Raw genomic sequence first — 3,017 nt, 5'->3', positions numbered from 1 at the left:
GACCGGCCATTCGGCGAAGATCCCGAGGCGATCACCAGGCGATGGTGCCAGAGCAATGATATCGCCTATCTGGGACGATCGGAAATAGGCCATGATGTCGAGAATAGAATCGTTCCCTTCGGGCTGCTGAAGCCCTGAGATATCAGTCAGAGAGACAATTTTGTCTGACCAGCGGGAACCGTCGGAATACCATTAATCCGCCATTGTTCATGAATTCTGAATTGGTCATTTGTGGTTCTCAAGGGACGGTGGCAAGCCGGAATCGATTGTCACAAACAGACTATCAATAGCCCGTTGATACACACTTGACCTGTGACTGCGGACCGGTCACAAGGCACGAGATCCTGAAGTCTGAATGTCCTGTGTTCGAGAGTATTGAATGAAATTTGCAAAGATTGATTCTGACTATCGTGGATTGGCTTCTGAGGCACTTGTCGCTGATCTTGGTCCTGTCAGGGGAAAAAACCTGCTGATCAGCTTGTGCAGTATTTCCAAGCGATCTGAAGTTAGGGAAACCAGTTTGACTTACGCCCTCATCGAGAAACGTCTGGCGATCCTCGGTTACAAGACATGAAATTGAAACAGAAACTCGTCGAAAAGCCTTGGGGCAAGGAAGTTTTGCCAGAGATGTTTCATGCCAAAAGCGAAAAGAAAATTGGAGAGGTATGGTTTGAAGCGCCAAAGGGCGTCACTCCGCAACTCATGGTGAAATATCTTTTCACCAGTGAAAAGTTGTCGATTCAGGTCCACCCCAATGACAGGCAGGCCCGCAGAGTCGGATTGCCTCATGGTAAAGATGAATGCTGGTTCATCCTCGATGCAGAACCGGATGCCGTTTTGGGGCTTGGCCTGAAGAAGAAGGTCAGCGGCACGAAACTGAAAACCGCTGCGATTTTGGGAGAAATAGAAGATCTAATGGACTGGAAGCCGGTCAAGAAGGGAGACTTCTTCTATATACCTGCTGGCACAATCCATGCGATTGGCCCCGGTATTTCCCTTGTCGAAGTCCAGCGGAACGTCGATATCACCTATCGCATTTACGACTATGGTCGCCCTCGCGAACTCCATTTGGAGGAAGCTATCGCGGTGGCCAAGCTCACCGATTACGACATGAAATACAGCAGTGAGGTTCCCGCTGACATGTCCGCCAGCCTTCTCGTTGGCGCGCCATTTGAGCTATTCCAGATTGTCGGCACGGACGACGAGGTCATTTCGCAAACCGGCAGCAAGGAATGGCAAATCATTCCGCTGGAGGGTTCGGTCACGGTGCGCGGCAAATTGATCGGTGCCGGAGAATGTGGCATCTGTCCGCGATATTCCGATATTGATCTTTCCCAAAACGGAACGTCGCTCATCGCATGTACAAAAACGTGAGATATTGATCATGGTGCAAAGCACACAGATTACGCCCGTCATTCTGTCGGGTGGTTCCGGAACAAGATTATGGCCGCTATCCACACCGGAAAAACCGAAGCAATTTCTCAACCTTTTCGGTCCGCTCAGCATGTTCCAGCTAACGCTCCAGCGCTGTGCGGACGAGACGATATATCGGCAGCCGGTCATTGTGGGTTCGGACATGCATATCAAAATCATGCAGGAACAAATGCAGGAAGTGGGCTCGACACCCGGAGCCATCATTTTGGAACCTTGCGCGCGCAATACCGCTCCCGCTATCGCGCTAGCTGCCCTTGCCGCTGAAGACCCGGGCGATTTGCTGCTGGTGATGCCGAGTGATCATATGATCAAAAATATGCCAGCCTTTCAAAAAGCTGTGCAAGCATCGATACCGGTCGCACAAGCCCGCTGGCTGGTTACATTCGGCATCGAACCCACCGGACCTGCCACAGGCTATGGGTATATTAAACAGGGCGTCGTGATTGACGGGAGTGCCGGCAGTATGTCGGCAGAGCGATTTGTTGAAAAACCGGAGCAGGAATTTGCCGAGAAAATGCTCGCAGATGGCGGCTATCACTGGAACGCGGGAATATTCCTGTTTCGGGCCGACGCCTATTTGGCGGCGATGGAAAAGCATTCGCCCGAAATGCTGGCAGCGTGCAGCGCGGCGATGGGCGACAGGCGGATGGAAGCAGAACTTTGTTATCCTGAACCTGCGGCATTTGCATCGGCACCTTCTGACTCAATCGACTATGCGATAATGGAACGGGCAGAAAAGGTCGCCGTAACGCCCGTCAGTCCCGATTGGTCTGATGTCGGTAGCTGGGATTCCCTGTTCGAAATCAGCGACGGCAACGAGCAGTCGAATGTGATATTCGGCAAGGCGACCACAATCGGTGCAAACAACAATCTGATCCACAGCCAGGAACTCGAAATCGCCGTCTTGGGTGTGGAGAATCTGATCATCGTAACCCATGAGAATAAAGTCATGATCCTGCCACGCGGCCAATCCCAAGATGTGAAAAAAATGGCCCAAAAACTCTCGGAATAAGGCTAGCTTGGCGGGATGGCCTCTTCCAGTTTTTCAGTTTCACCGCCGGTATTTGCTTTGCCCGTCAGCCAGGTCGGCCAGAATCTGGCAATCACCAGAAACAAGGATGGCAACAAAAGTGTATTCCAAACATCGCTGACTGCCTCGTCGAAAAATTTCGGTGCATCGCCGAATGATTCCGGCAACCCCATATAATCATAATATTCGTTGGCCAATGCAGCCACTACGACGAAAAGCCAGGGAACGGGGCTCGCCAGCGAACGCCGAAGGATAAGGGCAACAAACAGTTGCACCCCGACACCCGCGTAAATGTGCAGGGAGTCCCGGTCCAGTCCGGTTGACAGTTCCAGCCAGTTTTTGATTTCAAACCAATCCATAAAAATGCGCCTGGGCTAGCCAGAAGCAGGGGTCAACGCTTTTGCGAAAGAAATAGTTATGAAAATTTTAGCCAAAAGTGATTAAGCAACCGGAATGACCCAGCAGATCGTATCAAAGCCGAAAATCCTGACCATCTTCGGAACCAGACCGGAAGCGATCAAGCTTTTTCCGGTTGTCCAGGCCCTGTCCGCAC

Annotated in this window: 4 protein-coding genes; 3 read left to right on the top strand and 1 reads right to left on the bottom strand. The window is 51.5% G+C overall.

All coding sequences use genetic code 11. From position 1 onward, the window contains the following. Nucleotides 1-379 precede the first annotated feature (379 nt). Genes ACEW8J_RS12510 through ACEW8J_RS12500 form a run of 3 tightly spaced genes read left to right on the top strand, consistent with a single transcriptional unit; the run spans nt 380 to nt 2,446 of the window. Nucleotides 380-574, top strand: coding sequence for a hypothetical protein (locus ACEW8J_RS12510; protein ID WP_373491979.1), 195 nt, complete (start codon nt 380-382; stop codon nt 572-574). Further along, nucleotides 571-1,374: a class I mannose-6-phosphate isomerase gene (locus ACEW8J_RS12505; protein ID WP_373491978.1), complete on the top strand. Its 804-nt coding sequence runs from the start codon at nt 571-573 to the stop codon at nt 1,372-1,374. Before ACEW8J_RS12510 ends, ACEW8J_RS12505 begins: the two co-directional genes overlap by 4 nt. A 10-nt stretch (nt 1,375-1,384) precedes the next feature. Further along, entirely contained in the window at nt 1,385-2,446 is a 1,062-nt protein-coding gene (locus ACEW8J_RS12500) for a mannose-1-phosphate guanylyltransferase/mannose-6-phosphate isomerase (RefSeq protein ID WP_373491977.1), read from the top strand. A gap of 2 nt (nt 2,447-2,448) precedes the next feature. Here the strand turns inward: ACEW8J_RS12500 and ACEW8J_RS12495 are convergent, their stop codons facing one another. Then, complete coding sequence (locus tag ACEW8J_RS12495; protein WP_373491976.1) at nt 2,449-2,823, bottom strand: hypothetical protein; 375 nt, start codon at nt 2,821-2,823, stop codon at nt 2,449-2,451. Nucleotides 2,824-3,017 lie beyond the last annotated feature (194 nt).

This window comes from Parasphingorhabdus sp. (assembly GCF_041748495.1).
Lineage (GTDB): Bacteria > Pseudomonadota > Alphaproteobacteria > Sphingomonadales > Sphingomonadaceae > Parasphingorhabdus.
Note: the sequence above shows the minus strand (reverse complement) of the source record. Positions and strands in the feature narration are given on the sequence as shown.

Bases quoted from the DNA above. Each gene is read 5' to 3' on its own strand.
- ACEW8J_RS12510 (WP_373491979.1), top strand. From the start codon at position 380: ATGAAATTTGCAAAGATTGATTCTGACTATCGTGGATTGGCTTCTGAG.
- ACEW8J_RS12505 (WP_373491978.1), top strand. From the start codon at position 571: ATGAAATTGAAACAGAAACTCGTCGAAAAGCCTTGGGGCAAGGAAGTT.
- ACEW8J_RS12500 (WP_373491977.1), top strand. From the start codon at position 1,385: ATGGTGCAAAGCACACAGATTACGCCCGTCATTCTGTCGGGTGGTTCC.
- ACEW8J_RS12495 (WP_373491976.1), bottom strand. From the start codon at position 2,823: ATGGATTGGTTTGAAATCAAAAACTGGCTGGAACTGTCAACCGGACTG.